Origin of the sequence: Streptomyces sp. WP-1 (assembly GCF_030450125.1) — a bacterium.
GTDB lineage: Bacteria > Actinomycetota > Actinomycetes > Streptomycetales > Streptomycetaceae > Streptomyces > Streptomyces incarnatus.
Window position 1 is genome coordinate 918434 of the sequence record NZ_CP123923.1, and the last position, 23044, is coordinate 941477.

The window sequence follows — 23044 nt, forward strand, 5'->3', positions numbered from 1 at the left end:
CAGCGGTGCACCCTTGCTATGGTGCGCCGATGTCATCGATCAGGACGATCCAGGTCACCTTCGACTGCGCCGATCCCGAGCGTGTCGCCCGGTTCTGGTGCGAGGTGTTGGGATACGAGGTTCCGCCGCCACCGGAGGGCTTCGCCGGCTGGGGCGATTTCGACCGCTCGCTGCCGGCCGAGCGGCAGGGCGCGGCGTTCGCCTGCGCCGATCCCTCGGGTGTGGGGCCGCGGCTGTTCTTCCAGCGCGTTCCCGAGGGGAAGGTCGTGAAGAACAGGGTGCACATCGATGTCCGGGTCGGCACCGGGCTCGTGGGTGAGGAGCGGCTGGCCGCGCTGGAGGCCGAGTGCGCGCGGCTGGTCGCGCTCGGCGCGGTGCGGGTCCAGCTCCTGCGTGCCGACGGCTTCGACGAGTCGTGCCTCATCATGCGGGACATCGAGGGAAACGAGTTCTGTCTCGACTGACCTCCCCGCCGCACGCGGCCGGGAGTCGCGGGGCTGTGGATCTCGTCCGGTCCTGGAGTCGGCGAACACGCGGGCGAGGACCTGGGCGGCGGGGTCGTACGGACCGGGCTACGCGCCCCGGTCGCCCGCGTCGGTCGCCCTGGCCGCGGCCGTCCGGGCGGCCCGCGCCGCCGCCGGCCAGCCGTAACCGAACAGCCATCCGCCGAGGACATCGGTGGGCCAGTGCACCCTCAGGACGAGGCGGCTCAGGCCGACGGCGCAGCCGGCCCCGTAGGCGGCCGTCCGCGAGCCCGTGACCAGACCGGTGGCCAGCAGCGCGGTCGCCGTGTGGCGGGAGGGGTAGCTCGCCCCGTGGAAGGGGGCGAACCGGCCTGCCTGGGGCGGGCGTCGGCGGCCGACGGCTCGGCACATCGCGGTGCGGGTCACGTCTGCGGCGGCCAGGACCGCGAGGGGCAGCCGGCGGTCGGCGGCCGACCGGCGGGTCCGGCCGGATAGGCGCAGACAGCGCGCGGCGGTCGCCGTACAGGCCACCGGACGCGACCCCAGCGCGGTCACGGCCAGCCACGCCCGGCGGGAGAGCCCCGTGCGCGGGGCAGGCACCCTGATGCCCCGGTCGAGCGCGGCCAGGACCCTCTCGTGCCGGGCGGCGACGGACAGCGGCACCGCGCCCAGCAGTCCGGCCGCGGCACGGCACCGGCTCATGGGTTCCGGCACGGGTGTTCGTCCCGTCGGGAGCGGTGTGGGCCGGGGGTGCGCCGTTCCCTCGGGTCGCGCACCCCCGGCCATGTCCTTCCGCGCGACAGAGGCTCGCGGGTGTCCGCCTCGGTGGGACCCGCGCCGGAAGGACGCTTCAGGGGGGAGGAGTCCGGTCGCGGCTCCAGGCTCGCGCCGACCGGCTGGTGGCGGAGTAGCGGCCGTACGACACCGGCCGGGCTGTGCGGCGCGCCGCGCGAACGGCGGCGGGCGTCGAGTGGGGCGGGCACCCGGTACCTCCCGAGGGCATGCGGTCCTGACGTCGGTCAGGAACCATCAGCCGGGAGGCGGTTCGGACAGGAGGTCCAGGCGGGATCCATCGCCGGGGTCGAGTCAACAGGTGTACGCGGTACCGGTCAAGTGCTTCGCCGGCCGATCGGCGCGCGAACGCCCGCCCGGCGGCACACCGGTTGTCCGGTTCGCCGGGCGCTCTTACGGTGGGACGGCATACGGCGGTGGGGCTCGCCGTCAACCGCGGTCGTGCCGCCAACGGTCCCTGTTCGGTGTTCGAGCAGGGAGGACCGCTGTCATGGCTGACCGTCGTGAGCACGACCTGGTCGGGCTCGTCGCCACGCTGGTGCTGTGCCTGGTGGGTGCCGCCGTCCTCGCCGGAGCCGCCAGTCTCGTCCTCGGCCTGCCGCTGCCCGCCACCGTGATCGCCGTCCTGGTCATCGGCGTCGGTACCTGGCTGCCGTCGGCCGTGCGCGGCCGCTCGGCGCCGGACGGCGGCCCCGGGCAGCGGCCGTGACGCCCCGCTCAGGGGACGCGCAGGGCGAGTACGGCGACATCGTCGTTCTGGACGTCGCTCATCCGGTTGAGCAGTTCGTCGCGGAAGACGGCCAGTGGCTCGCGGGCGAGTGCCGTCGCGTGCTGGCGCAGCCGTGTCAGACCCCGGCCGATGTCCTCGCCGGGGCGTTCGACGAGGCCGTCGGTGTACAGGAGGAGGGTGGCGCCGGGCGGCAGCGTGATGGTCGCCGTGTCCCGGGTGAGCGCCGGGTCGACCCCGAGGATGGGGGCGTGTCCGCCTTCCAGCAGCAGTGTGTGGCCGTCGGGCTGGGCCAGCAGGGGCGGGAGGTGGCCGGCGTTGGTCCAGGTGAGCCGCCAGGGGCCGGTGCCGGATGTCTCGACGCGCGCGATGACGGCGGTCACCAGCTCGATGCTGGTCAGGCCCTGCATCACCCTGTCCAGGCGGCACATGATGCCCGCCAGGTCGTCGCCGCCGCTGTCGAAGGCGAGCGCGCGCAGCATGTTGCGCAGCTGCCCCATGCGGACGGCGGCGGCCAGGTCGTGGCCGACGACGTCCCCGATGGCGAGGACGGCCGAGCCGTCGGGCAGCGGGAAGGCGTCGTACCAGTCGCCGCCGACCTCGGCCCGTTCACGGGCGGCCAGGTAGCGGGTGGCGAGCTGGAGGTGGTCCAGGCCGGTCAGGTCGGGCAGGAGGGAGAGCTGGAGCTGCTCGGCGGTGTGCTCCTGGAGGGCGTACAGCCGGGCGTTGTCCAGGGCGAGGGCCGCGCGGTGGCCCAGGTCGGCGGCGAGCGCCTGCTCCTGCTCGTCGAACGGCGGTGCCCCGGCGCGGCGGACGAAGGTGAGGGCGCCCAGTTCCTGCCGTCGTACGCGCATGGGCACGATCAGCGCGCTGTGGGCGCCGAGCGTGCGGTACAGGGCCCACTGGGCGGCGCGCAGCGGGTCGGCCGGGTCGGGTGCGCCGAAGTCGGTGACCAGGACGGGGCCCGCGCCGCGCAGCACCTTCGCCAGCGCGCAGGCCGAGTCGTCCGGGCCGGGGAGCAGCCCTCCGGACAGCACGCGCAGCGCCCGTTCCGTGTCCCGGTCGGTGACGCTGAGACGCCGTAGCCCCTCGCCCTCCACCACGTCCACGACGCAGGCGTCGGCCAGCTGCGGCACGACCAGCCGGGCGAGTCTGCGCAACGCCTCCTGCGCGTCCAGCCCGGAGGCCAGCGCGCGGCTCACATCGGCGAGCAGCCGCAGCCGGGCGGCGGCGACCTCCGGTGGCAGCGCCTCGGACGGTACGGCCGCCTGGGGCGTCGGTTCTCGTTTCATGGCGCTCCTCCGGGCGTCCCTGGGGCGGTGGGGGCTCCGGACCGCCTGTCCGGTGGGATCGCGGGTAGAGGCCATCAGCGCGGCGCGGACCGGGCGGTTGCACACGGCGAGCCTCATCGCCGTCCTACGCACCGATGCCCCGCCCGGGCGCCGCGCAATCCCTCCTCACCCCCTCCGACCACCGGCGGCGGACGTCTTCGGCGGCCCGTACCGTGAAGGTGAGACGGACGGTGGAGGGGCCCACCGCCCACCGCGGCACGGCGCCGCCGACGGCCCCTGCCCGACGAGGGTGGTGATCCGGATGGGTGAAACCCAGGGCCGGACGGACGGCCGGGCGGCGGCCCGGCCGCCACGGTCCGACGGCGGCGCGTCATGAGCGGCCTCGCCGACCCGGTCGCCCGCGTCCTGCGCCACGGCACCGGGCCCGCCGCCCGCCGCGCCGCCGCCGAGCAGGCCGACCGGCTGTGGGCGCGGGGCGTCGCGGCACGCGCGGTCTTCCGCCCCGGGTACGGCGGCTGGGCGGTCCTCGTCTTCAGGGCTCCGGTCAGGAAGCGCCCGCGCGAGTGACCGGGGCCGGTACCGAACGGCGGGACGCGGGCGGCCTGGTCGGCGTCGGCGCGGCGGACGTGGCAGGACGCGCGCCGGATGACGCACTATGGAGTCGGCGATGAGGCTCGCCCTTGACCGCACATCCCGTGCTGATGGCCTCTACCTCTGCCGGTCGGACGGCCGCCGCGGCTGCCCGCCGGCGGTCACGAGCCAGGAGGTGCCGTCGCCCTTGCCGCTCCCGAGCACGCCGACACGAGCCCTTTCGGGGCCGTTCCACGTCCGTCTCCGCCCGGCCCTTTCACGCCTCCCCCCGAACCCGCCCTCCGCCCCGGCTGCCTGAACCCCCGCCAGAAGGAGTTGGACATGCCCGTACGACGGCTGGTCCTGGACGTCGACAAGACGATCGACGAGCCCGATCTGATCCACCTCGCGTCGGTGATCGAGTCCGCGCCCGGCGTGAAGGCGGTGAACATCGCGGTCACCGAGATCGACATCGAGACCGTCGGCACGAACGTCACGGTGGAGGGCGACGACATCGACGTCGGCGCGCTGACCGAGGCGATCCAGCACACCGGCGCGGTCGTCCACAGCATCGACGAGATCGTGGCCGGCGCCTATCTGCTGGACAACAAGCCGCGTTCGCGATGACCCCGGTCCACCGTCTGCGGACCCTGGCCGCGCGGTCCATGCTGCCGCTCGTCCTCGGCCTGGTGGACGGCCTGCTCAACGCCCTGACGCTGTCCGCCGCCTCGCTGGTGGGCTCCGGTACGCCGGTCAGTGCCTCGCTGGCGCTCCGGGTGGGGCTGGTGGCGCTGACGACGGCCGCGTTCGCGGTGTTCGTGGCCGACTACGCCGACCGCCGCGCCTATCTGATCCGCGCCTCGCAGCAGCTGAACCTGACCCGGCGCGGGCAGCTGGCCACGACCCGGCTCGGCCGCCTCGCGCTGACGCGCGCGCTCACCGCCACGGTGATCGCCTGCACCGCGAGCTTCGCCGGGGCGACGCTGCCCCTGCTGGCCGGAGCCGCGGCGCCGGAGCTGTCGTGGATCGTGGTGGTGCTGGCCGTCGTCGCCCTCACCGCGCTGGGAGCGGTCCTGGGGCGCCTGTTCGCGGGAAGTCCCGTGCGGTGGGCGGCGGTGCTCGGCTGCGGCGGGGTGGCCGTGACGTGGATCGGCGTATGGCTGCACATCACCTGAGCGGAGCACGCGGACCCGCGCCTGTCGCGTTCCCGCCGATGGCCCCGGTGAGCAGGCCGGCTGGCGGGGACGGGCCAGGTGGGCGCACCATGGACGCGATGGGCGATGAGGCTCGCCCTTGAGCGCACGCTCCGTGCTGATGGCCTCTGCGAGCACCCGCCGCCATGTCCGGCGGCCCGGCTTCCGGAGGCATCGCGGATGTACGTCTACACGATGCGCAAGGCCCGTATGGCCCACGGCGACAAGGTCGTCCTCGACGACGTCACCCTCTCCTTCCTGCCCGGCGCCAAGATCGGCGTCGTGGGCCCGAACGGCATGGGCAAGTCCACCGTCCTGCGGATCATGGCGGGACTGGAGCGGCCCACCGGGGGCGACGCCCTCGCGGCCCCCGGGATCGGCGTCGGGATCCTGGAGCAGGAGCCCCGGCTCGACGACTCGGCCACCGTCCTGGGCAACGTCGAGGAGGGCGTCGCCGGGATCCGTGCCGCGCTGCACCGGTACGAGGAGGTCACGACCCTTCTCGGCGCGGCCGGCGGTGCGCGGGCGCAGCCGCTCCTGGACGAACTCGGCGCGCTCCAGGAGCGGTTGGACGACATGGGGGCGTGGGATCTGGACTCCCGGCTGGAGCAGGCGATGGACGCGCTGCGCTGCCCGCCGCCCGACACACCGGTCGCGGAGCTGTCGGGCGGTGAGCGACGGCGGGTGGCGCTGTGCCGGCTGCTGCTGTCCCAGCCGGACCTGCTGCTGCTGGACGAGCCCACCAACCACCTGGACACGGAGTCGGTGGCCTGGCTGGAGCAGCATCTGGCGGACTACCCCGGCACCGTCGTCGCCGTCACCCACGACCGGTACTTCCTGGACAACGTCGCCCAGTGGATCCTGGAGATCGACCGGGGGCACGCCTATCCGTACGAGGGGAACTACTCCACCTACCTTCGGGCCAAGGCGGCCCGGCTCCAGGTGGAGGGCCGCAAGGACGCCAAGCGGCAGAAGCGGCTGGCCGAGGAGCTGGCGTGGGTGCGCTCCGGCGGCAAGGGGCGCCAGGCCAGGTCCAAGGCGCGGGTGCAGCGGTACGAGCAGCTGGCGGGCGAGGCCGCCCGGGTGCGGAAGCTGGACTTCGAGGAGATCCAGATCCCGCCCGGGCCGCGGCTGGGCAGCCTGGTCCTGGAGGCCGACCGCGTCACCAAGGGGTTCGGCGGCCGGCTGCTGATGGCGGAGCTGTCGTTCTCCCTGCCGCGCGGCGGACTCGTCGGGGTGCTCGGCCCCAACGGGGTCGGCAAGACCACCCTGTTCAGGATGATCGTCGGCGAGGAGCGGCCCGACGCGGGCACCCTGCGGCTCGGTGACACGGTGCGGGTCTCCTATGTGGACCAGAACCGCGCCGGGCTGGACCCGGACCTGTCGGTGTGGCAGGCGGTGTCCGGCGGTGCGGACCACATCCGCGTCGGCGACGTGGAGATGCCCTCGCGCGCGTACGTCGCCACGTTCGGTTTCAAGGGCGCCGACCAGCAGAAGCCCGTGGGGGTGATGTCCGGGGGCGAACGCAACCGGCTCAACCTCGCCCTGACGCTCAAGCAGGGCGGCAACCTCCTGCTGCTGGACGAGCCGACCGACGATCTCGACGTGGAGACGCTGGCGTCCCTGGAGAACGCGCTACTCGGCTTCCCCGGCTGCGCCGTCATAACCGCGCACGACCGGTGGTTCCTGGACCGGGTCGCCACCCACATCCTGGCCTGGGAGGGCGGCGCCGACTGGTTCTGGTTCGAGGGCAACTTCGCCGACTACGAGGCCGGCAAGCTCGACCGGCTGGGCGCGGAGGCGGCCCGTCCGCACCGGATCACCCGCCGCCGGCTGGTACGCGGCTGACCGCCCGACAGGAGCCCTGTGCCATGACACACCTCGATCAGGAGGCGGTGGCGGTGCTGCGCGCGGCCCGGCTCGTCGTCGTCAACGCCAAGTGGCACCTCTGCGAGGAACAGGCCCTCGGACGACTCGCCGCCGTACGCGGTCTGGCCTGTACCCCGCTGTTTCCCGGACACCCGGTCATCCAGGTCGTCGCGTACGACGGGCGGCTCCTCGGCCGGGTCCGGCGCCACGACGACGGCCGCCGCGCCCGCTGGATCGCCGTCCCCGCGCACACCGCCCGCGAACTCGGCGCCTGCCGCACCCTGCACGGCGCCGCCCGCGCCCTGTCCCGCCGGTCCGGCCACGGCCGCCACCGGGTGACCGACCACCCCGGCGCGGCGCCGGAACCGAGCCCCCTGCCGACCGCGTAGCGCCGACCCGACGGAGGTGTCCATGACCGTGCCCGACCGCCGTGAGCGGAACCCGGCGGCGCCGGGAGGCTCGCGTGGCGCACCGGCCAGGGGTACGGCGATGCGGTTCGTGCTGCTCATCGGTGTGGTGAGCATGTTCTCGGACATGACGCACGAGGGCGCCCGGGGCATCACCGGCCCCTTCCTCGGCTCGCTCGGCGCGAGCGGTCTCGTCGTCGCCCTGGTCGCGGGGACCGGTGAACTGCTCGGCTACGGGCTGCGTTTCGTGTTCGGCTGCGCCGCCGACCGCACCGGCGCGTACTGGCCGATCACGGCCGTCGGCTACCTGGTGCAGATGGTGGCCGTGCCGCTGCCGGCGCTCGCCGGGCACTGGCCGGTGGCCGCCGTGCTGATCATCGCCGAGCGCGGCGGCCGGGCCATGCGCAATCCCGCCCGGGACGCGATGCTCGCGCACGCCACCGCCGAGCTGGGCCGCGGCTGGGTCTTCGGCGTGCGCGAGGCCCTGGACGCGGCGGGCGCGATGACCGGCCCGCTCATCGTGGCCGGGGTCCTGGCCCTGCACGGCGGCTACCGCGTCGGCTTCGCGGTGCTCGCCGTACCGGCCGCCCTCACCCTGGTGGTGCTGGCCGGGGCGTGGCGGCGGTACCCGCGCCCGGCGGATCTGGACATCGGTGCGGACCTCCCCGACCGCCACGGCCTGCCCAGGGTCTTCTGGACCTACCTGGCCGGCATGGGGCTGATCGCCGCCGCGTACGCCGACTACCCGCTCATCGCCTACCACTTCGGCAAGGCGCACATCATCGCCACGCCATGGATCCCGGTCCTGTACGCGGGCGCCATGGCCACCGAAGCGCCGGCCGCGCTGGTGCTCGGCCGGTTGTTCGACCGGTGGGGTGTGCGGACCGTCGTCGCCGCGACGCTGCTGACGGCGTGCTTCCCGCCGCTGGTCTTCCTCGGCGGCGCGGGCGCGGCGGTCGTCGGCGTGGTGCTGTGGGGGCTGGGCATGGCGGTGCAGGAATCGGTGGTCAAGGCGGCGGTCACCGGCATGACCGGCCCACGGCGCCGGGCCTCCGCGTTCGGGCTGTTCGACACCGGTTTCGGCGTGTGCTGGTTCGCCGGCAGCCTCGCCCTGGGCGCCCTCTACGACCACTCGGTCCCCGACCTGGTGATCTTCTCGGTGGCCCTGCAGGTGGCCGCGATCCCCTTGCTCGTGGTGGTCGGGCGGACCCGGTGACGTCCGCCCGGGGCCCGGCCGACCGGTTCGGCGACCGGCTTCCGCAGCGGCCGCGTCGACAGGTCTTCGGTTCTCTTCTACGACGCCTGGCCCGTTCGGCGTACCCCCGATGCCTTGCGGGTGCGATCTTCGGGGCACACTATGGGTACGCGCCCGACGCGCCGGTGATGGGGCTCACCGCAACCGCGGCAACACGCCGCTGACGGTCCCTGGTCGAACGGATATGACCAGGAGGAGCCATGCCCGCACCCACCGCGCCGCACTCCCCCGCCCTGCCGGGCCGCCGCCGGGACGCGCCGACGCCCGCCTGCCGCCGCGCACCGCCCCCGCCGCACGGATGTGTCCGGGCGGACGTGCCCGGTACCCGTCCCGCCGAGCCCGGCCCCCGCCCGTCCGAGCCGCGCCATCGGACGGCTCCCACCTCCAGGAGGACACAGTGGAGTTCGATGTGACCGTGGAGATCCCCCAGGGGTCCCGCAACAAGTACGAGATGGACCACGAGCTGCACCGCATCCGGCTGGACCGGCTGCTGTTCACCTCCACCAAGTATCCGGCGGACTACGGCTACATCGACGACACACTGGGCCGCGACGGAGACCCCCTGGACGCCCTGGTGCTGGTGGGCGAGCCGACCTTCCCGGGCTGCACCATCGAGTGCCGGGCCGTCGGCATGTTCGTCATGAAGGACGAACACGGCCCGGACGAGAAGGTGCTGTGCGTGCCCGCCCACGACCCTCGGTACGGCCCGGTGCAGGACATCACCGACATCTCGGAGTTCGACCGGCTGGAGATCACCCACTTCTTCGAGGTCTACAAGGACCTGGAGCCCGGCAAGTCCGTCGAGGGCTCGCACTGGGAGGGCCGCGACCAGGCGTACGCCGAGATCGAGGCCTCCCGGGCCCGGGCCGTGCGAACAGGAGCCTGACCCATGAGCTTGCGGATCACCGAGCTGCACGCCGTCGAGATCCTCGACTCCCGGGCCCGCCCCACCCTCGCCGTCACCCTCACCACCGGCGACGGCAGCCGGATCCGGGCCGGGGTGCCCTCGGGTGCCTCCACCGGCTCCCGGGAGGCGGTCGAACTGCGCGACGGCGACCGGACCCGCTACGGCGGACAGGGCGTGGCCACGGCGGTCGGGCACGTCAACGGCGAGATCGCCCGGGCCCTGACCGGGCGCGACTTCGCCTCGGCCGCCGACATCGACCGGGCGCTCATCGAACTGGACGGCACCGACACCAAGTCGAAGCTCGGCGCCAATGCCGTCATCGGGGTCTCCCTGGCCGCCTGGCGCGCCGAGGCGGCCGCCGCCGGGCAGCCGCTGTGGCGGCATCTCGCCGGGGTGGCGGGCACCGTTCCGCGTCTGCCGGTGCCGCACTTCAACGTCGTCAACGGCGGTGCCCACGCCGCCAACGACCTCGACTTCCAGGAGTTCATGCTCGCCCCGCTCGGCGCACCGAGTCTGCCGGAGGCCGTGCGCGCCGGGGCCGAGGTGTACGGGCGGCTCAAGGCGCGGCTGGCCGCCGACGGCCACACCACGGGCCTGGGCGACGAGGGCGGCTTCGCCCCGGCCATCGACCGCCCCGAGGACGTCCTGGGACTCCTCGTGGAGGCGATCACCGACGCCGGGTACACACCCGGCCGTGACGGTGTCGCGATCGCCCTGGACCCGGCGGCCAGCGAGTTCCGGCTGCCGGACGGCCTGTACCGAGTCGCGGGCGAGGCCCTGGGCAGCGACGATCTGATCGACCGCTACGAGGCGATCATCGACCGCTTCCCGGTCTGGTCGATCGAGGACGGTCTGGCCGAGGACGACTGGCACGGCTGGGTCCGGCTGACCGAACGCCTCGGCGACCGGGTCCAGGTGATGGGCGACGACATCTTCGTCACCAACCCCGTCATCATCCAGGAGGCGATCAGCAAGAAGATCGGCAACTCCGCCCTGATCAAGGTCAACCAGATCGGTACCGTCACCGAGACCCTCGACGCGATGCGGATCTGCCGGGCGGCCGGCTACACCCAGATGATCTCCCATCGTTCCGGCGAGACCGAGGACTCCTTCATCGCCGACCTCGCCGTGGGCACCGGCTGCGGCCAGATCAAGTCCGGGGCCCCGGCCCGGGGCGAACGCGTCGCCAAGTACAACCGGCTGATCGAGATCGCCGACAGCGATCCGTCACTGCCGTTCGGTCTCGCCGGCGACTGACCGGCCGGGGCCGGGCCGCGCGGATCACTCCAGGCAGCCGGTGAGCCGGAGACAGGCGTGCCGGGCGCCCGCCGGCAGTTCGCCGGCTTCCACGGCCGGTCCGGCCCCCTCGACCTGGCAGGCGCTGCCCGGGGCGAGGCGTGCGGCGCCCGGGCCCGGGCCTCGGGCCGGGCGTGCCGGCGGGAGAAGTCGGCCAGGTCCGTCAGGCCGGTGAAGGGCGCGCCCTCGGCCACGAAGAGCACCTCGTCCACCGGGCCGTCCGGAGCGGCGCGGTGGAGGACGGCCACCGGCCGGGCGGCGACCTCGTCGCGCGGGACGCGGGCTCGCACATCAGGACGAGCGCCCGCATCGGGCCGCCGTCCTCGTCCAGGGTGTCCTGGACGCGGCCGTACCCCACCGGCCGGCCGTCCTTCCGGTGCGCGGGCGGCGTGTCCGCCGGGCGTCCGGTCTCGTCGTCCCGGATGCCGCCGGCGACGGTCGCCTCGACCGCCACGGCGATTGTGGTCGTCGCTGCCACCTCCGTGCCGCCCGGTGTCCCCGCATCACGTAGAGGCCATCAGCACCGGCACGGTGCGGTCGCGGCGAGCCTCATCGCCGTACGTCGCCAGTGTTCCGCGCGGCGGTGGCGGCCGCACCCAGTCGGGTCAGCGGTGGGGTGAGCACGACCCCGGTCGCGGCACGGATCCCTCGGTCGCGGAAGGCGCTGAGCAGGCGTGTCAGGGTGTCGATATCTTCTTCCATATGGATCATGACACATACATATATTGGACAGACGTGCGCCGCCGAGTGTCCACTGGTTGCTGGGCGTCGAACAGCTCGACATCGCACGCCCCGCGCCGAGAACCACCTGTCTCCTTGGAGGCTCCTGATGCAGAAGCACGACGTGGCCCGCCTCTTCACCACTCCGGTGGACTCCCCGGCCTACGCTCCCGCGCGGTACCGGTTCACCGACCGTGAGTACCTCAACATCTACTACCGCACGGACCCCGAGGTACTGCGCCGCCTCGTCCCGGAGCCGCTGACGGTCACCGATCCGATCGTGCGCTTCGAGATCATGCGCATGCCCGACACCACCGGGCTGGGCGACTACACGGAGGCCGGTCAGCTGATCGCCGTCGAACACGAGGGCGAGAAGGGCGAGTTCAACCTCGCCATGTACGTGGACAGCGTGCCCGCGATCACCAGCGGCCGCGAGTACAGCGCGTACCCGAAGAAGTCCGGCTCCCCCGCCCTCTACGTGGACTCCGACACGTTGGTCGGCACGCTCGACTACGGGACGCTGCGGGTGGCCACCGCCACCATGGGCTACAAGCACCACGCCATGGACCTGGCGGAGGCGCGCGCCCAGGTGTGCTCCCCGAACTTCATGGTCAAGACGATCCCGAACTACGACGGCAGCCCGCGCGTGTGCGACCTGGTCCGCACCCGGATCACCGACATCACCGTCAAGAGCGCCCACACCGCGCCGGGGCGCCTGGAACTGTTCGCCCACGCCATGGCCCCGCTCGCGGACCTGCCCGTGCTGGAGGTCGTCGGCGCCAGCCACATCCTCACCGACCTGACGCTCAGCCCGGTCGAGCCGGTCTTCGACTACCTCACCGCCTGATCCGGCCGCAGCACATCGGGGCCCGACCGCGCCACCACCGGCCGGGGCGACCCGTGCCCCCGCCTCGCCGGGCGCACCCACCTCTTCGAGAAAGGCCCGCGCCATGACACCCTCCCCCGAGCCCGCTCTGGAGTCCTACCGGCGTGCCGCCGTCATCGGCGGCGGCGTGATCGGCGTCTCCTGGGCCGGCCTCTTCCTCGCCCGCGGCATCGACGTCGTCGTCAACGACCCCCGCCCCGACATCGAGGACCTCGTCCGCGCCGGCCTCGCGGAGATCACCCCCGCACTGGCCGCGCTCGGCCTGCCGACCGAGAACCTGACCGCCGGTCTCACCTTCGAGGCGGACCTCGCGACCGCCGTCGCCGACGTGGACATCGTCCAGGAGAACGGCCCCGAGCGCCTCGAACTCAAGCAGCGGATCTGGCAGACGGTCGAAGCCGCCGCCCCCGCCCACGCGCTGCTGGCCACCTCGACCTCCAGCATCCCCGCGACCGACATCGCCGAGGCCATGCGGGCACCCGAGCGCCTGATCGTGGGCCACCCCTTCAACCCCCCGCACCTCGTGCCGCTGGTCGAGATCGTGCCCGGCGCGCGGACCGCCCCGGCCACCGTCGAACAGGCCACCGCCTTCTACACCGCGCTCGGCAAGAAGCCGCAGGTCCTGCGCAAGGAGGTGCCGGGCTTCGTCGCCAACCGCCTCCAGGCGGCCCTCTTCCGCGAGTGCGTCCACCTCGTCGCCGAGGGCGTGGTGACGGAGCAGCAGCTCGACGACGTCGTGACCTCCTCCATCGGAATGCGCTGGGCCGTCGCGGGCCCCTACCGCACCTTCCATCTCGGCGGCGGCCCCGGCGGCCTCCCGCACTTCCTCGACCACCTCGGGCGCGGCATGGAGACGGGCCTGTGGCCGCTGCTCGGCAACCCCACCTTCGACGACGCCACCGTCGCCCTCCTCACCGAGCAGGCACGCGAGGCGTTCGGCGACCACTCCGTGGAGCAGCTCGCCGCCGACCGCGACCGCGCGCAGATCGCGCTGATGCGCGCCCTGGGCGAGACCCCGGACGCCGAGCGCGCCCGCGCCTGAACTCCCCCGCACCCGACACGAGAAGCGAAGAAGTCATGGATCTCACCGGCAAGATCAAGAAGGCCATCGCCGCCCCGGCCACGGACGACGCCTTCGACGTGCACGCCGCGACGAACGAGGTGCTCGCGGGCATCGGCCTGAAGCCGGGCGACACCGGCGGCAGGATCACCTTCGAGGGCGCGGACCCGGTCGTCCCCAGCACCCTGCGCCTGGGCGCGGCCTCCGGTATCGCCCTGGTCGCCAAGTCCGCCGCCGTCGCCGCCCTGTGGAAGGACCGCACCGGGCGCGGCCAGGACATCCACATGGACCTGCGCGTCGGTCCGCACCGCCTGTGCCCCTTCTACGACGGGAAGTGGGAGCTGATCAACGGCTACGTCGGCGGCACCCCCTCGATGCCGAACCAGGCGTTCGCCAACTCCTTCTACCGCACCGCCGACGACCGCTGGATGATGCCGTTCAACATCTACCCCAACATCAAGGTCGCCGCGCAGCGGCTCCTCGGTGTGGGCGAGGTGCCCGAGGACGTGGCGGCCGCGATCTCCCGGTGGAACGCCCGGGACCTGGAGCAGGCCGGCGCGGAGGCCGGGTGCGTGATGCCGATGGTGCGCACGCCCGCCGAGATCCTGGAGGAGGAGCAGTACCAGCAGGTCCTCTCCGGGCTGCCGCTGGTGGAGATCACCCGTATCGGCGACAGCGACCCCGAGCCGCTGCCCGCCGACCCGACCGCGCCGTTCGACGGGGTACGCGCCCTGGGCATGGGCCACATCATCGCGGGCGCCGGAGCCGGCCGCGCCCTCGCCCTGCACGGCGCCGACGTGCTGAACCTGTGGCGGCCGTACGAGCTGGAGCACGACGTCACCTATCTGACCACCAGCGTGGGGGTGCGCTCCGCCACGGTCAGCCCGTACACGCGGGAGGGGCTGGAGCGGATCCACGAGCTGCAGTCCGGCGCCGATGTCTTCTACGCCAACCGCCGCCCGGGCTTCCTCGACTCCATCGGCCTGTCCGAGGAGGAGTCCGTCGCGCGCCGGCCCGGACTGATCCACGCCACGGTCTCGCTGAACGGCCGCAGCGGCCCCTGGAAGAACTACCTGGGCTTCGACCAGACCGCGGGCGCGCTCACCGGGCTGCTCCACCTGGAGGGCGACGGCGACAAGCCGGCCCTGCCGCCCATCACCGTCGTCAACGACTACCTGGTCTCCTGGTTCCTGACGACCGGCATCGCCGAGGCGCTGCGCCGCCGCGCCGTGGACGGCGGCAGCTACCGCGTCCATGTCTCACTGTCCCGCGTCGCCCTGTGGATCCTGTCGATGGGCATCTTCGACGCGTCGTACGCCGAGGGGATCGCGGGCACCGGTGAGCTGCACGCCTACCCGGACCCCGAGGTCTTCACCGCCGAGACGCCGCTCGGCCACTACCAGGGCGTCACCGACCAGGTGAAGATGTCGGACACCCCCGGCGCCTACCGGCAGATCCTCGTGCCCCGCGGCTCCCAGCGGGCGGAGTGGCTGCCCTCCGTCTGATCCGCCGCCCGAACCGTCCGGCTCACCCGGACCGGAAACCCGTACCGGGGTGACCTGGTACGGGTTTCCGGTCCGGGTGAGCCGGGTCGAGGGTGAAGAGCTTGCCGTCGGAGGCCGCGAGAATCAGCGCGCCCTTGTCGAACCACACCGTGGGCAGCAGCCCGCTGTCCAGTACCTCCGCGCGGGCCGGGGACTCCCACAGCAGGGTGCCGCGCGCCGTGTCGAGGGCGGCCACCCGGCCGCTCCCGCCGGCCAGATAGGCGGTACGGCCGCTCGGGTCCACCGAGACCTGGCCCGGTGTCTCCAGGGTCGTATGGGTCTGCCACAACCTGGCCCCGGTCACCGGCGAGACGGCCGTGACCAGGCCGCTGGAGGTGGCGAAGTAGAGCGTGCCGTCGGCCAGGGTCGGGGTCCCGCCCCGGTACCGCTCGGGCAGCGGGGTCGGCGCGCGCTCGCCGGTGTGCGGGTCGACCCGGACGATACGGGTGTAGACCTGGTCGGGGCTGTCGGGCGAGGGGTTGTCGGTCGATTCCACGAAGACCAGCCGGCCGTCCAGGGCGCCGATGAAGCTGCGCTGCTGGGCGGGGGACGCCAGGGTCCGCGCGGAGCCGTCGGCGGGGTTCACCACGAAAAACTTCGTGGCGTGCGAGCCCTCCGCGCGGGTGAGGCACTCGACGTACGGGCGGTTCTCGGCGGCGAGGGGATAGCAGTCGTATCCGGTGGGCACGGGGAGCCGCCCGCGCACCGATCCGTCGCGCGCCGAGCGGACGGTCACCGCGCTGCCGTCACCCTCCTGCGTCATCGTCACCCCGGCGGCGTAGGCCGAGCCCAGGCTGTCGGTGCGCACCGGGTGGGACCAGAGCCGGGTGCCGCTCGCGGCGTCGAGCCCGAGGACGGCCTGCGACTGTCCGGTGCCACCCGAGCTGAGGACCGTCAACTCCACGAGCACCACGCCCTCGTACGTGCCGAGGACGTTCGTGACGTACCGGTCGGCCGTGAGCCCGGCGGGCGCGACGCCCGAGCGCCACAGGGTGCGTCCGGTGGCGGCGTCGACCCGTTCCGGGAGGAGCTGGCTGCCCGCGCAGTAGAGGGCGCCGCCGTCCGGTACGCAGGCCGGTGTCCGGCTGCCGTCGTACCCCGGTGCCTTCTTCACGCCCTTCTCGGCGTCGGCCGTCGCGGTCGTCTGCCAGGGTTTCCAGCCGGCCGGGAGCGGGGCCCAGCGTCCGGCGGCCGTGGCCGTGGTCCGCACCGTGCCGCCGCCCGGCGGGTCGAGCAGCAGGTAGCCGGTCAGGGCGGCGGCCAGCACACCGGACACGGCCAGCAGTGTCCGGCGGCCGCGCCACCGGGGACGGCGGTCGGCGGTGGTCGGGGCGCTGGTGAGGGGCGGGCTCGCGGGTCGCGCGGAGGGCGGCCGCAGTGTCATCGTCGCCGGTTCGTCCGGGGACGGCTCGGGCAGGGCCTCGGCGAACTCCAGGGCCAGTCGGTCCGGTGCGGGCCGGTCGGCGGGCTCCTTGGCCAGGCAGCGCTCCAGCACCGCGCGCACGGAGCCGGTCACGCCGTCAAGGGCGGGTTCGTCGTGGACGACCCGGTAGCCGGTCAGATAGGGGCTGTCGGCGTCGAAGGGGCCGCGCCCGGTGACGCACCACACCAGCAGCGCGCCGAGCGAGAAGACGTCCGAGGCGGGGCCGACCGTACGGGCGTCGGTGAACTGCTCCGGGGACATGAAGGGCGGGGTGCCGATCACCTGCCCGGTCTCGGTGAGGGTGTGGTGGCTCTCCACGGCGCGGGAGATGCCGAAGTCGATGACGCGGGGACCGTCCTCGGCCAGCAGGACGTTGGCCGGTTTCAGATCGCGGTGCACCACCCCGGCCCGGTGGATGTCGCGCAGCGCCTCCGCCAGGCCGAGGGCCAGCGGCCGCAACTCGGTGAGGCGCAACGGGCCTTGGTCGCGGACGCGGTCCGCGAGGGACCGGCCGCGCACGTACTGGGTGGCCATCCAGGGCGAGGCGGCCTCCGGGTCGGCGTCCACGACGGCCGCGGTGAAGGCGCCGCTCACCCGGCGGGCGGCCTCGATCTCCTGCCGGAACCGGGCCCGGAAGACGGGGTTCTGGGCGTATTCGGCGTGGACGACCTTCACGGCGACCTCGCGTCCCGACCGCGATCTGCCCCGGTAGACCCTGCCCATGCCGCCGGCGCCGAGCCGGTCGATCAGCTTGTAGCCGCCGACGGATCTCGGGTCGTCCTTGTGCAGTGGCACGCGCCCCTCCCCTGGCCTCCCGGCGGTTCCAGCCCGCAAGCAACTCAATCACACTTGAACAGGGCCCTCCCAACTCCTCGGCGTCCGGGCCGAGTCCAGGGAGCGGCGGGCTTTGCACGGCCCCGTACCCACCTGGCCGATCCGACGGGGCCGGGGCCGACACCTGGTCCAGCTCCGACGCCTGCGCCCGCGCCTGCTTCCGGCTCCGGTGGACGCTCGCCTTGAAGGCGCCGATCAGGCGGCCCTTCGGGGTGTCGTCACGTCTCCGCGCGGCCGCGCTGCGTTCCTTGGGAGGGGGCCGCGTCCCGGACGTGCCCCGTCAGCCGGACGGACCGCCCGGCTCGTGACCTCGAAAGGTGTCCCGTATGCCCGCACAGAGTGCCGCCTCCGCGTCCCGTCCCCTGACCGCGCTGGTCACCGGGGCCACCTCCGGTATCGGCCGGGCGATCGCCAGGCGGCTGGCCGAGGACGGGCTGTCCGTCGTGGTCGTGGGCCGCAACGCCGAGCGCGGTGCCGAGGCCGTGGCGGAGATCGCCGAGGCCGGGGGCCGGGCCCGGTTCGTGGCCGCCGATCTCACCGAGCCGGACGGCGCGAGCCGGCTGGCGGCCGAGGTGGGCGAGGTGGATGTGCTGGTCAACAACGCCGGGGTCGCGCACTGGGCCCCGACCGAGGAGATGCGGCCGGCCGACTACGACGCCATGTTCGACGGCAATGTCCGCGCGCCCTTCTTCCTGGTGGCCGCCTTCGCCCCCGCGATGGCCGCGAAGGGCTCGGGCAGTGTGATCAGCATCGGCAGCATGGCGGGCAGCCTCGGTCTGGCCAACGCGGCGGCCTACGGCGCCACCAAGGCGGCCCTGGCCTCGCTGACGCAGAGCTGGACGGCCGAGTACAGCGCTCGGGGCGTCCGCTTCAACACCGTGGCGCCCGGCCCGGTGTACACCCGGCCGGAGGGGCGTGAACTGTTCGACGCGCTGGGCGCGACCACCGCGATGAAGCGCGTCGCGGAGCCCTCCGAGGTCGCCGAGGTGGTCGCCTTCCTGGCCTCGCCGAAGGCCAGTTACGTCACCGGCGCCACCATCGCCGTGGACGGCGGCCGGACCGCCATCTGAGGCGCCCCGGCTCGTGGGAGTGCCCAGCGGCCGTGCCCCGCGGGCGGTCTCGCCCGCGGGGCACGGCCGGGTCGTCAGGCGGTTCCGGACCCGTCCTCGGCCGCGGGCCGTACGCCCGCCTTGTCGACCACCGCGTGGGCGAGTTCGGCCGAGCTGAACAGCAGGGTGCCGGCCTTCCCGTACGACGTGTCCTTCGTCAGGTAGCTGCGGGAGCCGAGGAAGGAGTAGTCCCTGGTGTCGAAGACCCACTCGGTGCGCACGCCGTAGCGCTTGTCGTCGCGGACGATGCCGAGGCCCTGCCGGCCGATCGCGTCCCGCGCCCCCGACGACCGGTCGACGCCGGGGATCTTCGCGGCGGCCTGGTAGAGGGCGGCGGCCGTGCGGGGCGGCATCAGTCCGCCGAGCAGGCCGCCGATCTGCTCGAACACCGCCTGGTCGCGTTCCCGTCCCTCGGCCGCGGGCGTCTTGGCGTACAGGTAGGCGAGCAGCTTGTCCGGGTCGGTGGGCAGGGAGGCGAGCCAGTTGTACGTGGGCCGGCTGAGACCGGCCGGGGTGCCCTTGGTGTCCCCCAGTTCGGCGTTGATGGGCAGGGTCTCGCCGTCGGTGCGGGACAGGCCGAGTCTGTGCAGCGGGCCGGGCTGCTGGGCCATCCAGGACTCGGCGTCCTTGAGCGGGCTGACGACGGCCTTGCCGCTGGTCAGATCGGCCTCGCGGACCTTCTCCCGGGTGTAGAGGAACTGGTCGTCGCGCACGGTGAGCGTGCCGTGGTGCGCGGCGGCGTTCGAGATGCGGTGCAGCAGGGCGGCGGCGGGCCGCATGTCCGCGGCGGCGTGCCGTGCCGCCGCGTCGTCGTGGCCGCCGGTGCCGCTCAGGACGGCACCGGCGGTCCCCGCCGCGGCCAGGGCCAGCGCGGCGGCCGACGCGACGAGCGCGGGCCGCAGCGGGGGCCGGGCCCGCCGGACCGGCGCGGCGGCGGGTTCGGGGGCGGTGGATTCGGCCTGGTCGCGGTCGATGTGGCGCATGAGCAGATCCTTGTGACGAAGGTGCTGCTCGCGCGGGAGGTCCCAGTCGGCCGGGGCCGGCAGCAGACGGGCGATCTCGTCGCGGTCGTCGTGCCGCTCCGCAGAAGCGTGACGGTCGTTCATGTGAGTTCCTCCCGCACGGGCAGGGCCGCGATCGCGGCCGCACTGGTTGTCTCTCCGCGGCGGACCTGCGGTTCCCGACTCCGTCCGGCGCTCTCGTCCGCGAACCGGGCGAGCTTCCTGCGGGCACGGGAGAGCCGGGAGCGCACGGTGCCGACGGCGATCCCCAGCGCTTCGGCCGTCTGCCGGTAGTCGAGTCCGGACCAGACGCACAGGGCGAGGACCTCGCGCTCCTGCCTCCGCAGTCGGCCCAGCGCCGTGTGCACGGCCCGGAGCCGGCGCGCGTCGTCGATGCGCCCGGCCGAACGGGCGGCGAAGTCCTCGACGTCCGGCGGTGGCGGCTGGCGTGCCAGGAACATCTGCCGCCGCCAGGTGCTGCGGCGCGCGTTGTCCGCCTTGTGGGTGGCGATGCCCAGCAGCCAGGGCAGCAGCGAGCCGCCGTCCTCCTGGACCCGCGCACGCGTGTGCCACGCGGTCAGAAACGTCTCTGACATGACCTCTTCGGCCGTCGACCAGTCGCCGGTCAGCCGCAGCCCGTGGTTGTAGACGGGCCGGGCGAACTCCTCGTACAGCTGGGCGAACGCCTCGCGATCCCCCTCGCGTACGCGGCGGCGGATGTCGTTCTCTGACTTGTTCACACTCACTTCTCTCCGCACGACGCGGAGAGTTCCTGTGTCGTACGTCACGGCGGCGCGCCGCTCCGGGCAACCCGCCGAGGGTACGGCCTCGGGCGGGTCCGCCCTTCCGGGGGTCTCGGCGCGGGCTCCGGCCCTACCGTCCTCGGGTGGAAGAGACAAGACCCGGGTTCGGCCCGGAGTTTCTTGATCACCAACCATGACGGAGTGTCGGAGGTGAGGTGTTCGCGGATTTCACCACGGGGGCGCACGCCCGAGCGCGTGCGCTGGGCCGGGTTCCGTCCGGTCAGCGCGGCGCCGTGGTGTCGAAGGCCACGAAGCGGAGTTCGGAGGTGTAGCGGCGGTCCTGGTCGTCGGTGAGCCAGCTCTGTTCGGGGGTGGGGAGCATCTCGGTGAGGGTGACGGTCGCGGAGGGGTCCTTGCGGGCGAGGCGGCGCAGCGCCTTGGCGAGGATGGTGAGGTAGACGGGGCTGTCGAAGTCGACGTAGAACGGGCGGGATTCGGTCGGGGAGACGACGAAGACGTAGCGGGGCAGGCCGAGTTCGGCGCGCCATTGGCGGGCGGCCACGAAGCGGCGGGCCTCGTCCTTCTCGTCGGCGAAGGACGCGTGCGCGGCCGGCAGGCGCCAGGTCTCGCGGGCCACCACCATCCGGTCCAGGGTGACCCGAGGGGTGTGGTCGGCCCGGGGCAGGAGCTGGAAGAGGTCCATCGACAGGGTGGTCAGGACGTGCGAGAAGACGTCCAGCGCGGGGAACACGGAGCCGTCCGGGAGGCGGACGACGAGGTCACCGTCCCGGTTCCGCACGGTCGCGTCGGCGCTGCGGATCGTCCGCGCGGGATCCGCGGTGAAGTCGGCGAGGGCCACCTGGTGGTCCTGGGGCCGTACGAGGGTGTGGCGGACCCGGGCCGACAGACGGGCGCGGTGCTCCTTGGGTATCAGGGGCATCAGACGGGGGCCGGGGTGGTCGCGGTCGGTCAGGGCGTGGAGTTCGGCGATGTCCGGGTGCTGGTAGGTGAACAGGGAGGCGCCCAACGTGTTGGACGCCATGTGGAGTTCGCCCAGGACCAGGGTGAAGTCGCCGCGCTCGATCGCCTCCGTGCCCTCGGCCGCGATCAGGACGTCCGGGCTCAGATAGCGGGCCGCCGTCCAGCCGTCGCCGCCGGACGCGAACCGCTCCCGGACCGCCGACTCGATGTCGGCGGTCGACACGGCCACCCGGCGGGCGCCCTCCGGTACGGCCAGGATGTTCCCCCAGCGGGCGGCGAACTCCCCTTGCAGCTCGGCCGACTTGGCGCGGGCGGCGCCGTGCAGTACCGGGAGGCACGCGAACCAGAAGGAGGCGAGGTCGACCGGGCCCTCGGCGGCCAGGCGGTCGTGGACGATCCGGATCTCCTTGCGGACGGTGGCGGCGAGTTCGGAGGTGAGCCAGGCCGCGCTGTCCATCAACAGCCTGAGCGGGTACAGGGCTTCGAGCATGCCGGGGCCGAGGCGGGCGGTGGCGGAGCGGCGGGTGTCGGAGTAGACCAGCGAGCGGCAGGGCGCGGTCGACGCGGACTTCTCCCGTACGGCGGCCGTGTCGGTGAGGTCGGTGAAGTCCTGTTCGAGGGCGGTGAGGGCCTGGACGAGGGAGTCCACGTCGGTGGCCGCCGCCACGGCGGCGCGGCCTCGTTCCAGCCGGTCCAGCGCCGCCAGGCCGCGGCGGCGGGGTCCGGGCGCGCCGACGGTCTCCAGCCAGGCGCGCAGGGCGCGGTCGGGGTGGGTGTCGGCGGGTATCTCCAGGCGCCAGACCACCCAGCGGCGGGCCACCAGGTCGGCCAGCACGGCGGGGACGTCGGTGTCCGGGAGTTCGGCGGCGATCGTCCGGGCCGGGCGGGCGCCGTCGCAGCGGGCGAGGACGGCCGCCGTCTCGGCGGGCACGGTGAGGGGGCGCCGTCCGGGGACGCGGACCCGGTCGCCGTCCAGCACGAGGAAGGGCACGCGGCGGGGGGCGGTCCACTCGCGCAGGGCGGGGTCGGCGTCCAGCGTCTTCGCGAGCGCGTCGACCCCCCAACTCGCCCAGTAGACATTGGATTTCGCGATCAGGCCGGTTCCGGGGTCCACGTCGGCCGTCCGGGTGCCGGAGTCCCAGCGGCCCCAGCCGACCGGTCCGAAGAAGCCGATGGTGTCGTTCTTCACGCAGAACCGCTGCCAGTAGTGCGCGACCAGTTCCTCGCGCTGGCGCGGCATGCTGCTGCGGCTGTCCGCCGTCGGGGTCCAGCGCAGGAACGGGGCGATGCCGGAGGTGAGCACCGGCCGGTTCTGCCAGGCCACCGCCTCCCGGAAGGCCGGCGACCGGGCGATGTCCTGCAAGGTGTGCGCGGTCTCCACGGCCGCCTCCGTGAAGAGGCGGGCGAAGCCGGTCCACTCGGGGCCGTCGAGCGGTTCGCCGGCGCCGAACTTGTCGGCCGCCTCGGCCAGTCCGGGCGGGGCGAGGCGCAGCACGCCGTCGGCGGGGAAGCCCGCCCCGCGCAGGGCGAACTGCTCCCACAGCCGCCAACGGCCGAGGGACGGCACGAGATCTTCGGTCATGGCACGGCTCTCCTTGGCGAGCGCGGACGGACAGGGGCGACGACGGGGGACGGGACGCGTCGGGGGGAACGGGCGCGTCGGAGGGGTCGGAGGGTGGGGACGGGTCAGGCGGTGCCGTAGTCGGCCTCGACGACCTCGGCCAGCTCCAGCGGCGTCGGGTAGGCGAAGACCAGGGAGACCGGGACGTCGGCGCCGAGGATCTCCTGGAGGCGGCCGGTGATCTGGAACGCGGTGAGCGAGTCGCCGCCGGCCTCGTAGAAGTCGGTCTCGGCGGTGAGGTCGGGCAGGCGCAGCACGTCCCGGAAGATGTCGACCAGCAGGTCGACGGTGACGGCGGGGGTGGCGACGGGGGCGGCGGTGGCGGCGTTCGGGGTCATGGCGTGGGCTCC

Annotated in this window: 23 protein-coding genes and 6 riboswitches; of the genes, 14 read left to right on the forward strand and 9 right to left on the reverse strand. The window is 73.7% G+C overall.

What is annotated here, in order from left to right; genetic code table 11:
- Window positions 1–29 precede the first annotated feature (29 nt).
- Window positions 30–464: a VOC family protein gene (locus QHG49_RS03780; protein WP_159707114.1), complete on the forward strand. Its 435-nt coding sequence runs from the start codon at window positions 30–32 to the stop codon at window positions 462–464.
- A 108-nt stretch (window positions 465–572) separates the two neighbouring features.
- Here the strand turns inward: QHG49_RS03780 and QHG49_RS03785 are convergent, their stop codons facing one another.
- Window positions 573–1166 (reverse strand): phosphatase PAP2 family protein, encoded by a 594-nt coding sequence (locus QHG49_RS03785; protein WP_301487216.1) that lies wholly within the window; start codon window positions 1164–1166, stop codon window positions 573–575.
- A gap of 311 nt (window positions 1167–1477) precedes the next feature.
- Window positions 1478–1550: riboswitch (Fluoride riboswitch) on the reverse strand.
- A 196-nt stretch (window positions 1551–1746) separates the two neighbouring features.
- On the opposite strand from QHG49_RS03785, the gene QHG49_RS03790 reads away from it, so the two are divergent.
- Window positions 1747–1965, forward strand: a complete 219-nt coding sequence (locus QHG49_RS03790; RefSeq protein WP_301487217.1) for a hypothetical protein — start codon at window positions 1747–1749, stop codon at window positions 1963–1965.
- Between the two features lie 8 nt (window positions 1966–1973).
- On the opposite strand, the gene QHG49_RS03795 is transcribed toward QHG49_RS03790, so the two are convergent.
- Window positions 1974–3275: a PP2C family protein-serine/threonine phosphatase gene (locus QHG49_RS03795; RefSeq protein WP_301487218.1), complete on the reverse strand. Its 1302-nt coding sequence runs from the start codon at window positions 3273–3275 to the stop codon at window positions 1974–1976.
- Between the two features lie 58 nt (window positions 3276–3333).
- Window positions 3334–3405: riboswitch (Fluoride riboswitch) on the reverse strand.
- 242 nt (window positions 3406–3647) lie between these two features.
- Between QHG49_RS03795 and QHG49_RS03800 the strand changes: the two genes are divergently transcribed.
- The 8 genes from QHG49_RS03800 to eno all read left to right on the forward strand — a co-directional run bounded on the left by QHG49_RS03800 (window position 3648) and on the right by eno (window position 10733).
- Entirely contained in the window at window positions 3648–3842 is a 195-nt protein-coding gene (locus QHG49_RS03800; protein ID WP_145484347.1) for a hypothetical protein, read from the forward strand.
- Between the two features lie 87 nt (window positions 3843–3929).
- Window positions 3930–3993, forward strand: a riboswitch (Fluoride riboswitch).
- A 194-nt stretch (window positions 3994–4187) separates the two neighbouring features.
- Window positions 4188–4472: a DUF211 domain-containing protein gene (locus QHG49_RS03805; protein WP_159707106.1), complete on the forward strand. Its 285-nt coding sequence runs from the start codon at window positions 4188–4190 to the stop codon at window positions 4470–4472.
- On the forward strand, window positions 4469–5020 hold the full coding sequence (locus QHG49_RS03810; protein WP_201300735.1) for a hypothetical protein: 552 nt from the start codon (window positions 4469–4471) through the stop codon (window positions 5018–5020). The genes QHG49_RS03805 and QHG49_RS03810 overlap by 4 nt, the downstream gene beginning before the upstream one ends.
- A gap of 92 nt (window positions 5021–5112) precedes the next feature.
- Window positions 5113–5176: riboswitch (Fluoride riboswitch) on the forward strand.
- Between the two features lie 42 nt (window positions 5177–5218).
- On the forward strand, window positions 5219–6886 hold the full coding sequence (ettA, locus tag QHG49_RS03815; RefSeq protein ID WP_301487219.1) for an energy-dependent translational throttle protein EttA: 1668 nt from the start codon (window positions 5219–5221) through the stop codon (window positions 6884–6886).
- A 23-nt stretch (window positions 6887–6909) separates the two neighbouring features.
- The gene (locus QHG49_RS03820) at window positions 6910–7296 is read left to right on the forward strand and encodes a hypothetical protein (protein ID WP_301487220.1); all 387 of its coding nucleotides are present in this window, start codon (window positions 6910–6912) and stop codon (window positions 7294–7296) included.
- 22 nt (window positions 7297–7318) lie between these two features.
- Window positions 7319–8530, forward strand: coding sequence for an MFS transporter (locus tag QHG49_RS03825; RefSeq protein WP_301487221.1), 1212 nt, complete (start codon window positions 7319–7321; stop codon window positions 8528–8530).
- A gap of 154 nt (window positions 8531–8684) precedes the next feature.
- A riboswitch (Fluoride riboswitch) is annotated at window positions 8685–8749 on the forward strand.
- A gap of 217 nt (window positions 8750–8966) precedes the next feature.
- Window positions 8967–9455 carry an inorganic diphosphatase gene (locus QHG49_RS03830; RefSeq protein WP_159707100.1) on the forward strand — a complete coding sequence of 163 codons (489 nt, stop codon included), beginning with the start codon at window positions 8967–8969 and terminating at the stop codon, window positions 9453–9455.
- 3 nt (window positions 9456–9458) lie between these two features.
- Window positions 9459–10733, forward strand: a complete 1275-nt coding sequence (eno, locus tag QHG49_RS03835; RefSeq protein ID WP_159707098.1) for a phosphopyruvate hydratase — start codon at window positions 9459–9461, stop codon at window positions 10731–10733.
- 202 nt (window positions 10734–10935) lie between these two features.
- On the opposite strand, the gene QHG49_RS03840 is transcribed toward eno, so the two are convergent.
- Together QHG49_RS03840 and QHG49_RS03845 are read right to left on the reverse strand one after the other, a co-directional pair.
- Window positions 10936–11250, reverse strand: a complete 315-nt coding sequence (locus QHG49_RS03840) for a hypothetical protein (protein ID WP_301487222.1) — start codon at window positions 11248–11250, stop codon at window positions 10936–10938.
- 23 nt (window positions 11251–11273) lie between these two features.
- A riboswitch (Fluoride riboswitch) is annotated at window positions 11274–11338 on the reverse strand.
- On the reverse strand, window positions 11322–11483 hold the full coding sequence (locus QHG49_RS03845) for a hypothetical protein (protein WP_301487223.1): 162 nt from the start codon (window positions 11481–11483) through the stop codon (window positions 11322–11324). It overlaps the preceding riboswitch by 17 nt.
- 118 nt (window positions 11484–11601) lie before the next feature.
- Here QHG49_RS03845 and QHG49_RS03850 point away from each other — a divergent pair, with 118 nt between their 5' ends.
- From QHG49_RS03850 to QHG49_RS03860, 3 genes are all read left to right on the forward strand, one after another.
- Entirely contained in the window at window positions 11602–12339 is a 738-nt protein-coding gene (locus QHG49_RS03850; RefSeq protein ID WP_145484345.1) for an acetoacetate decarboxylase, read from the forward strand.
- 103 nt (window positions 12340–12442) lie between these two features.
- Window positions 12443–13420 carry a 3-hydroxyacyl-CoA dehydrogenase NAD-binding domain-containing protein gene (locus QHG49_RS03855; RefSeq protein ID WP_301487224.1) on the forward strand — a complete coding sequence of 326 codons (978 nt, stop codon included), beginning with the start codon at window positions 12443–12445 and terminating at the stop codon, window positions 13418–13420.
- A gap of 35 nt (window positions 13421–13455) precedes the next feature.
- Window positions 13456–14943 (forward strand): CoA transferase, encoded by a 1488-nt coding sequence (locus tag QHG49_RS03860; RefSeq protein ID WP_159707094.1) that lies wholly within the window; start codon window positions 13456–13458, stop codon window positions 14941–14943.
- Window positions 14944–14965: 22 nt separating this feature from the next.
- Here the strand turns inward: QHG49_RS03860 and QHG49_RS03865 are convergent, their stop codons facing one another.
- A complete protein-coding gene (locus tag QHG49_RS03865; protein ID WP_301487225.1) occupies window positions 14966–17200 on the reverse strand; it encodes a protein kinase in 2235 nt (744 codons plus the stop codon).
- Between the two features lie 365 nt (window positions 17201–17565).
- Between QHG49_RS03865 and QHG49_RS03870 the strand changes: the two genes are divergently transcribed.
- Complete coding sequence (locus QHG49_RS03870) at window positions 17566–18309, forward strand: SDR family NAD(P)-dependent oxidoreductase (protein WP_301487226.1); 744 nt, start codon at window positions 17566–17568, stop codon at window positions 18307–18309.
- A 74-nt stretch (window positions 18310–18383) separates the two neighbouring features.
- Here QHG49_RS03870 and QHG49_RS03875 read toward each other — a convergent pair whose 3' ends face one another.
- The 4 genes from QHG49_RS03875 to QHG49_RS03890 form a co-directional block, all read right to left on the reverse strand.
- The gene (locus QHG49_RS03875) at window positions 18384–19454 is read right to left on the reverse strand and encodes a CU044_5270 family protein (RefSeq protein WP_301487227.1); all 1071 of its coding nucleotides are present in this window, start codon (window positions 19452–19454) and stop codon (window positions 18384–18386) included.
- The gene (locus tag QHG49_RS03880) at window positions 19451–20068 is read right to left on the reverse strand and encodes an RNA polymerase sigma factor (protein ID WP_301492687.1); all 618 of its coding nucleotides are present in this window, start codon (window positions 20066–20068) and stop codon (window positions 19451–19453) included. Before QHG49_RS03880 ends, QHG49_RS03875 begins: the two co-directional genes overlap by 4 nt.
- Window positions 20069–20372: 304 nt before the next feature.
- Entirely contained in the window at window positions 20373–22655 is a 2283-nt protein-coding gene (locus QHG49_RS03885; RefSeq protein WP_301487228.1) for a lantibiotic dehydratase, read from the reverse strand.
- 104 nt (window positions 22656–22759) lie between these two features.
- Window positions 22760–23032: an acyl carrier protein gene (locus QHG49_RS03890; RefSeq protein ID WP_086812464.1), complete on the reverse strand. Its 273-nt coding sequence runs from the start codon at window positions 23030–23032 to the stop codon at window positions 22760–22762.
- Window positions 23033–23044 lie beyond the last annotated feature (12 nt).

What these genes read in the sequence shown, in the direction of transcription:
- QHG49_RS03805 (WP_159707106.1), top strand. Translation starts at nt 4,188, where the DNA reads ATGCCCGTACGACGGCTGGTCCTGGACGTCGACAAGACGATCGACGAG.
- QHG49_RS03800 (WP_145484347.1), top strand. Translation starts at nt 3,648, where the DNA reads ATGAGCGGCCTCGCCGACCCGGTCGCCCGCGTCCTGCGCCACGGCACC.
- QHG49_RS03820 (WP_301487220.1), top strand. Translation starts at nt 6,910, where the DNA reads ATGACACACCTCGATCAGGAGGCGGTGGCGGTGCTGCGCGCGGCCCGG.
- QHG49_RS03850 (WP_145484345.1), top strand. Translation starts at nt 11,602, where the DNA reads ATGCAGAAGCACGACGTGGCCCGCCTCTTCACCACTCCGGTGGACTCC.
- QHG49_RS03875 (WP_301487227.1), bottom strand. Translation starts at nt 19,454, where the DNA reads ATGAACGACCGTCACGCTTCTGCGGAGCGGCACGACGACCGCGACGAG.
- QHG49_RS03790 (WP_301487217.1), top strand. Translation starts at nt 1,747, where the DNA reads ATGGCTGACCGTCGTGAGCACGACCTGGTCGGGCTCGTCGCCACGCTG.
- QHG49_RS03795 (WP_301487218.1), bottom strand. Translation starts at nt 3,275, where the DNA reads ATGAAACGAGAACCGACGCCCCAGGCGGCCGTACCGTCCGAGGCGCTG.
- ettA (WP_301487219.1), top strand. Translation starts at nt 5,219, where the DNA reads ATGTACGTCTACACGATGCGCAAGGCCCGTATGGCCCACGGCGACAAG.
- QHG49_RS03785 (WP_301487216.1), bottom strand. Translation starts at nt 1,166, where the DNA reads ATGAGCCGGTGCCGTGCCGCGGCCGGACTGCTGGGCGCGGTGCCGCTG.
- QHG49_RS03855 (WP_301487224.1), top strand. Translation starts at nt 12,443, where the DNA reads ATGACACCCTCCCCCGAGCCCGCTCTGGAGTCCTACCGGCGTGCCGCC.
- QHG49_RS03870 (WP_301487226.1), top strand. Translation starts at nt 17,566, where the DNA reads ATGCCCGCACAGAGTGCCGCCTCCGCGTCCCGTCCCCTGACCGCGCTG.
- eno (WP_159707098.1), top strand. Translation starts at nt 9,459, where the DNA reads ATGAGCTTGCGGATCACCGAGCTGCACGCCGTCGAGATCCTCGACTCC.
- QHG49_RS03810 (WP_201300735.1), top strand. Translation starts at nt 4,469, where the DNA reads ATGACCCCGGTCCACCGTCTGCGGACCCTGGCCGCGCGGTCCATGCTG.
- QHG49_RS03885 (WP_301487228.1), bottom strand. Translation starts at nt 22,655, where the DNA reads ATGACCGAAGATCTCGTGCCGTCCCTCGGCCGTTGGCGGCTGTGGGAG.
- QHG49_RS03890 (WP_086812464.1), bottom strand. Translation starts at nt 23,032, where the DNA reads ATGACCCCGAACGCCGCCACCGCCGCCCCCGTCGCCACCCCCGCCGTC.
- QHG49_RS03780 (WP_159707114.1), top strand. Translation starts at nt 30, where the DNA reads ATGTCATCGATCAGGACGATCCAGGTCACCTTCGACTGCGCCGATCCC.
- QHG49_RS03860 (WP_159707094.1), top strand. Translation starts at nt 13,456, where the DNA reads ATGGATCTCACCGGCAAGATCAAGAAGGCCATCGCCGCCCCGGCCACG.
- QHG49_RS03825 (WP_301487221.1), top strand. Translation starts at nt 7,319, where the DNA reads ATGACCGTGCCCGACCGCCGTGAGCGGAACCCGGCGGCGCCGGGAGGC.
- QHG49_RS03845 (WP_301487223.1), bottom strand. Translation starts at nt 11,483, where the DNA reads ATGATCCATATGGAAGAAGATATCGACACCCTGACACGCCTGCTCAGC.